The sequence below is a fragment of the Allomuricauda sp. CP2A genome, assembly GCF_001683915.1.
Lineage (GTDB): Bacteria > Bacteroidota > Bacteroidia > Flavobacteriales > Flavobacteriaceae > Flagellimonas.
The window spans coordinates 1-6,313 of the sequence record NZ_LXTT01000172.1; the positions used below are offsets into that span (position 1 = coordinate 1).

5 protein-coding genes and 1 pseudogene are annotated in these 6,313 nt (G+C 41.4%); 4 read left to right on the plus strand and 2 right to left on the minus strand.

Annotated features, from left to right (window positions below; all coding sequences use genetic code 11):
* Positions 1-99 precede the first annotated feature (99 nt).
* From A7D14_RS20280 to A7D14_RS19525, 4 genes are read left to right on the plus strand one after another with little or no spacing between them, the layout of a single operon-like run.
* The gene (locus tag A7D14_RS20280) at positions 100-942 is read left to right on the plus strand and encodes a DUF5060 domain-containing protein (RefSeq protein ID WP_218058564.1); all 843 of its coding nucleotides are present in this window, start codon (positions 100-102) and stop codon (positions 940-942) included.
* A complete protein-coding gene (locus A7D14_RS20285) occupies positions 927-1,703 on the plus strand; it encodes a DUF5605 domain-containing protein (protein ID WP_218058565.1) in 777 nt (258 codons plus the stop codon). Before A7D14_RS20280 ends, A7D14_RS20285 begins: the two co-directional genes overlap by 16 nt.
* A gap of 44 nt (positions 1,704-1,747) precedes the next feature.
* A complete protein-coding gene (locus tag A7D14_RS20290; protein ID WP_218058566.1) occupies positions 1,748-4,033 on the plus strand; it encodes a DUF1593 domain-containing protein in 2,286 nt (761 codons plus the stop codon).
* Between the two features lie 43 nt (positions 4,034-4,076).
* Positions 4,077-5,114, plus strand: coding sequence for a DUF1593 domain-containing protein (locus tag A7D14_RS19525; protein ID WP_083158176.1), 1,038 nt, complete (start codon positions 4,077-4,079; stop codon positions 5,112-5,114).
* A gap of 4 nt (positions 5,115-5,118) precedes the next feature.
* Here A7D14_RS19525 and A7D14_RS20595 read toward each other — a convergent pair.
* Both A7D14_RS20595 and A7D14_RS19535 read right to left on the minus strand, forming a co-directional pair.
* Positions 5,119-5,475 (minus strand): annotated as a pseudogene (locus A7D14_RS20595) (phage integrase SAM-like domain-containing protein); the annotation flags it as partial.
* Positions 5,476-5,487: 12 nt separating this feature from the next.
* On the minus strand, positions 5,488-5,775 hold the full coding sequence (locus A7D14_RS19535; protein WP_067038203.1) for an Arm DNA-binding domain-containing protein: 288 nt from the start codon (positions 5,773-5,775) through the stop codon (positions 5,488-5,490).
* Positions 5,776-6,313: the final 538 nt, after the last annotated feature.

Here is a 6,313-nt window from a genome sequence, read left to right on the forward strand (position 1 = left end):
CTATAAACCTCGGAATTCAACTAGTTTAATTCCTTATATAGATATTTTTAACTCAATATCGAGCTTAAATTTGCTGAGCACTTCTCATATTAAAATACCATGAAAAATACACTCTTAAAAAAGAGATTCATAGTTTTAGCAATACTCTTAAATGCCACTTGCATAATTAGTTCATGTCAATCGACTGAAATTCAAGTTGTTGAAAAGTGGGAAGTTTTTGAACTTAGCCTTCAGGGGCCTGCTGATGGTAATCCATATATGGATAACACCATAGATGCAACATTTACGAATGGTTCCCAGACCTTTAAAGTACCTGGTTTTTATGATGGAAACGGAGTCTACAAGGTTCGGTTCTCGCCGGATGAATTAGGCAAATGGACCTACATGACCGAAAGCAATGTCGAAGAATTAAGCCATCAAAGTGGCTTCTTTCAATGTGTGGAACCCAGTGGGGGCAATCATGGCCCCATCAAAACAGTCAATACCTTCTATCTAGAATTTGCAGACGGTACACCTTTTTATTCCGTAGGAACAACAGCCTATCAATGGACCAGCGTAAAACAGAGTATTCAAGACCAAACGGTGAAAACTCTTGCCAAATCCCCCTTTAATAAAATACGGATGTGTGTATTTCCAAAAAGATATAGCTACGGGAACGACACAGAACCTTGGATGCTTCCTTTCAAAAGAAAAGATAGCTTAAACGACCCTTCACGGCCCAATTATGAGTTTTTCCAAAACTTTGATAAAAGGGTTGGACAACTAATGGAAAAGGGCATACAGGCAGATGTGATCCTTTTCCACCCTTATGACGATTGGGGCTATTATGAAATGGGTGCCGAAATGAACAAAAAATACGTGCGTTATATGATTGCCCGTATATCAGCCTATAGAAATGTTTGGTGGTCTCTGGTAATGAATGGGACGTGCCTAGGATCATAGACAAAATAGATTGGGAAGGCATTGGCACCTTGCTTCAAAAAGAAGACCCCCATCAACGTTTGCGCGGCATTCATAACTGGTATTATGATGAAAGTCATTTTTATGACCACAATCGCCCATGGGTAACACATGCCAGCCTACAGACCTATTTCTTCTTCAATACCGAAAAATGGCGTAATAAATATCAAAAACCAGTGCTGTATGACGAAATGCGCTATGAAGGCGATGTACCTAGCGGTTGGGGCAGGCTAAGTGCCCAAGATATGACCAGTTATTTCTGGAAAGCCGGTCTTAGCGGTGTTTACGGCACCCATGGAGACACCTTTAAAAACGATTCTGACGATGAGACAGAGGTAAGGTGGTGGGCAAAAGGGGGCACCTTAATGGGCAAAAGCCCAGAGCGAATCGCTTTCTTTAAAAAAATCATGGAAGAAGCGCCTGTTACGGAAATGACACCTAAAACCATTGTACTTTCCGCAAAAGAAATTCCGGATACTATCCCAGATAGCAATGACGGCACCTTAATTGAAGAACTCAACAACAATATCTACACCTTTAATAAAAAAGGGGACTATTATTTAGCCTATACCACAGATTCCTTACAGACCATTACGGTTGATCTTGAAGGTTCAAAAGATTACACACTAGAGGTCATAGATACTTGGAACATGACTATTTCAAACGAAGGCACAGTTGTCCCGGGAAAATTTGAATATGAAACAAAAAAGCCATTCACGGCCCTTCGGCTTATTGCGAGGTAATTATCGATTACTTCCATTGATTAATAATTTTAAACCGCATAGAAATGAAAAAACATTTGATTCCTTCAATCCTCCTTGCCCTCTTGGTGTTTTGTCCATCGGTTAAGGCCATCCAACAAAAGGATGATGGGGACATTACATATAAACCCCGGATTATAAATACCACTGACCTTGGTGCAGACCCAGACGACATACAATCCATGGTACGGCAACTAGTAAGCGCCAATGAATTTGACATAGAGGGTCTAATAGTTGCCACTGGGTGCTGGAAAAAGACACAAAGCGATACCGATATGTTGGACAAAATTGTGGATGCTTATGCTGAAACCTATCCTAATTTAAAAGTGCATGCCGACGATTTTCCAACTCCTGAATATTTAAAATCTATTTCCGTCATGGGGCAAACTGGCTACGGTATGGCAGATGTAGGCACAGGAAAGGATAGTCCGGGTTCTGATTTGATCATTGCCTCTGTGGATAAAGATGACCCCCGCCCCGTTTGGGTCATGGGCTGGGGAGGCATGAACACTATCGCCCAAGCGATTTGGAAAGTACGTGAAACCCGATCTGAAGAAGAGTTTGAAAAATTTCTGGGTAAGCTCCGTCTCTTTGATATTCTTGGGCAAGATGATGCCGGGGCCTGGATCGCAAAGAACTTTCCCGATGTTTTTTATATACGTGCAACAGGAGTGTACGGTTGGCAACCACCAAAAAATGGGGAATACCAAAAAAACGACATTCAGAGCCACGGTCCACTAGGAGCCATTTATCCAGACACCAAATGGGCCACCGAAGGTGATAGCCCAGCATTTATGCATGTATACCCCAATGGGCTCAACGATCCAGACCAAATAGACCAAGGAGGCTGGGGAGGTCGTTTCAGCTTTAAAAAACAAGAAGGAATACGAAGTATGTCCGAGGTTGCAAAAATAAAGGAGGAGGCTGAACTGCTTTACGACCCTTATTTCATGTATGGAAATACTGAAGAAAAATCTGATGCCATTGAAAAATGGAGCGATGGTTATAACAATGATTTTGCGGCTCGTATGGACTGGAGCATTACCCCAAAATACGAAGATGCCAATCACCATCCCATTGCCATATTGAATGGCGATACATCCAGAAAAGTTTTAAAAATGGATGCCGGTGCCGGTTCCACAATAGATTTGGACGCCAAGGGATCTAGTGATCCAGATGGAAACGCATTGACCTATTCTTGGTCTTTCTACAAAGAACCCAGTTCTTATAAGGGTGCTGTAAACGTTAAGAACGCTACATCCTCCAAAGCAAGTATCCAGGTTCCTAAAAACGCCGAAGGGAAAAACATCCACGTTATTTTGGAAATACATGATGATGGCGCTCCCAATCTATATGCCTATAGGCGTATGATAATAAATGTAAAAGGTTCAAGTTCCGAAAACAGTAGCAGCAGTAATACTGAGCCTGCAGCAGGTATGCCATACTCGCCATACCCAGAAAATGTATTAGTGACAGAGGTTGAACATTTTGACAACATGTGCTGGAAAATAGCCGCTGCTGGGGGAACCTGGTATTTTGAAAATGGCAAAACAGATGGCAAAACAGGTTTCAGTAGTGCATTTGATCAAGCTGGGAACGACTGGATTGGAAATGACGCCGATAAGGGCTACAATAAATCCACCGTAAAAGGTGGCAAACACGAGTATAGGGGTTGGCCCAACTTTGGGGAAGGTAATTTTAACCACCCACAAAGAAAGAGCAATTCAACTTCATGGTGGGTAAATGAGGAAGGGAATAAAATCGATTTCAACGGAAAACTTGAGGGAGATCATCTTATAATGAGGTCTGCAAATCCAAAGTACGAACTGGAATACCACTTTTATCCATCCCATGCGGCAATAAAGGTGATAAGAGCAGAAGACAAATATGCCTTTTTATTTGAAGGGCCTATCGGCGGTGAACAGGAAGAATCCATTGAAAAAGATAGATATGTACTAAAAGATGGAATACCAAGAGAGGTAAAGGCCGGTGGACTTGGGTATTTAGAGCCGGAATTTGGTAATAAATTTCCATCACCATTCTTTTATTTAGAAGACACCGACCCACAAGACTCCCAAGTTTTTTATGCTGGAGTAAAAAATACTGGTCCGGAAACGGCAGGTGACGAAGGATGGAGACAGGGCATCAATATGGTCATATTCAGCTTTGGGAGGGATGAAGATAAACGTGCATACACCGGAACCGATGCCATTTGCGTATTTGGGTTTTATGAAAAAGGCTCACATAAAAAAATATCCGATTTTATTGAAGCAGGTCTGAAGAATCCGTTCAAACCTATAAAAAGACAATAAAAACAAACTTATATTAAATAATGTTCACTCAAATAATATCGAAATGCAACTCTATTTGAAAACTATACTTCTTGCGCTGGTTGCCGTTATGGTATGTAAACCCTTGGCTGCCCAAGAACCGGCTTCCACTGGAACTACCTCCAATGAGCGTTATCGCGTTATCATTACATCAGACTTTCCACCGTTTCCGGTGACCAATAGCGACCCCGATGATGTGCAGTCAATCGTTCGTTTTTTGCTTTACTCGAATGAATTTGATGTAGAGGGGTTAATTGTCTCCGCAGGCACATTCGATATGGTTGCGGAAAAGAAAAATATGTTGGCTGCTCTTGATGAATACGACAAGGTTGATGAAAATTTGAGGAAGCACGATACCAAATACCCAACGGCCGATGCCTTACGGGCCATTACCTATGAGGGCAAGGGCAATAACAATGGTATTAAAATAAAATGGGGCTGTGGCAAACAACCCGTTGAAGATATAATTGGAGAGGATAAAAGCAGTGAAGCTTCAAATGCCATCATTGCCGCTGCGGACAAGCCCGACCCACGGCCTATATGGATCGGCGTCTGGGGTGGCCCCAGAGAAATAGCCCAGGCCATTTGGGATGTAAGGAATACGCGAAGCGAAGAAGAACTGAAAGCTTTTATCAGCAAGCTAAGAGTCTATTTGATCGCATGTCAAGATGCTTCGCATGAATGGCTCATGAACGAATTCCCAGACCTGTTCATTATTGAATCCAGAAAAACATACCATGGTATTTTTCAAAGCGACAGTAAAGAATGGGCCGAAAAGAACATTATTAATAACCACGGGCCGCTTTGTGCCATCTACCCGCCAAAAGCAATGGCGGGCCCCGGAGTTATCGAGGGGGACTCGCCCACTTTTTTGCATTTAATCAGTGCCAACCGTGGCATCAATGATCCCGAAGACCCAACCCAACCCAGTTGGGGCGGACAATACAAACGCAAAGAAGGTACGAACCACTGGATTGATGGCCCTGGCGCCTCTACGATTTCAAAATGGAAAGATGACTTTCAGACCGAATTCAAGGAAAGGGCAGACTGGTGTATTGAGTAACGGTTTAGCGCACGTATTTAGAAAATAATTGAAAATGCAGGATGGGATAAATTAAGAATGTAACATCATGGCAATGTATCCCATAAGATCCAATCAAGTTTTGAAAGTGGTTATAAATCAAAGTATTGTTGGCTACAATATTTTTTGCCTTCCCCATTCTAAAGACGAACGCTGGTACATCGAACGCAAGTTCAAAATGTTTCATTGCCCCATTATTGGTACATTTCTTACCCTTTTGGAGTTGTGGGCCGTTCAATAGATAATGTTCGAAATCAGTGATGAACTTATAGTTCAGTTGTTTCAATCGGATGTCGGGGAGTTTGTATTTGGATTCCAAAAAGCGAAAAAAATACTTTTTGGCCCCATAATAGTTCTACATCGTTCCCGGGCGGAGTACCCCTTTTTGTGTTTTGTTGTGATACTCGATAAGTTCAAGAAGGGTATTGTGTTGCTCGTCTTGCCCTAAATAACGGGCCTTGTGGGTCAGACCATGGAGCCTTCCTTTATTTTCATCCCATTCATTCACCGAAACATATCGTTTCAAGCTTATCTCGGCCCTCTTCCCATTGACGGTGATACGGGCATAAATGGTCAACTTTTGGGGATTATTTGAAATGTCCCGCGTGAAGAGAACTACTTTTAATGTGTTGGAATTGCGCATAATACATAACTTTTGGGTTTAACAAAACAGGTTTGCAAAACACCCATGAACAGCGTCAAACGCTATCTAAATTATGCACAAGGAACATACCGAACCATTCACCGAACTCAACACCTTTTATTTGGTTTTAAATGAATTCAATTGAATGCAATAAAAACAAAAAGCACTGTCAATCAGTCAGTTGACAGTGCTTTGATACCACCTGTTTAGTGGTTCGTCGGGATGACTGAATCATCGACGAAATCCTATATTATTGAAAATCATTGTTTTAACCCTGTAATCTTGAAGGTATTCCCGTTAAGAACACGGAAAGCAAAAAACAACTTTTGAACACAATTTTCATGTGCTTTTACATGAGTAAAGTTATGAATAAAATTAATTTCTGTGATTACAAGAAATTATGGCCCTACTTATCTAATGGATGAATAATTTCTATTTCATATGAGAAAGCTGCAACATTGAAGGATTGGCGAAATGTTGAACACCATAATTAAATGGAGTCTTGGAATATTGCCTACAACGAATTAAATGAATAAAC

Excerpts from the sequence above, each read along its gene's own strand:
- A7D14_RS20280 (WP_218058564.1), top strand. The coding sequence starts at position 100 with ATGAAAAATACACTCTTAAAAAAGAGATTCATAGTTTTAGCAATACTC.
- A7D14_RS20290 (WP_218058566.1), top strand. The coding sequence starts at position 1,748 with ATGAAAAAACATTTGATTCCTTCAATCCTCCTTGCCCTCTTGGTGTTT.
- A7D14_RS19525 (WP_083158176.1), top strand. The coding sequence starts at position 4,077 with ATGCAACTCTATTTGAAAACTATACTTCTTGCGCTGGTTGCCGTTATG.
- A7D14_RS19535 (WP_067038203.1), bottom strand. The coding sequence starts at position 5,775 with ATGCGCAATTCCAACACATTAAAAGTAGTTCTCTTCACGCGGGACATT.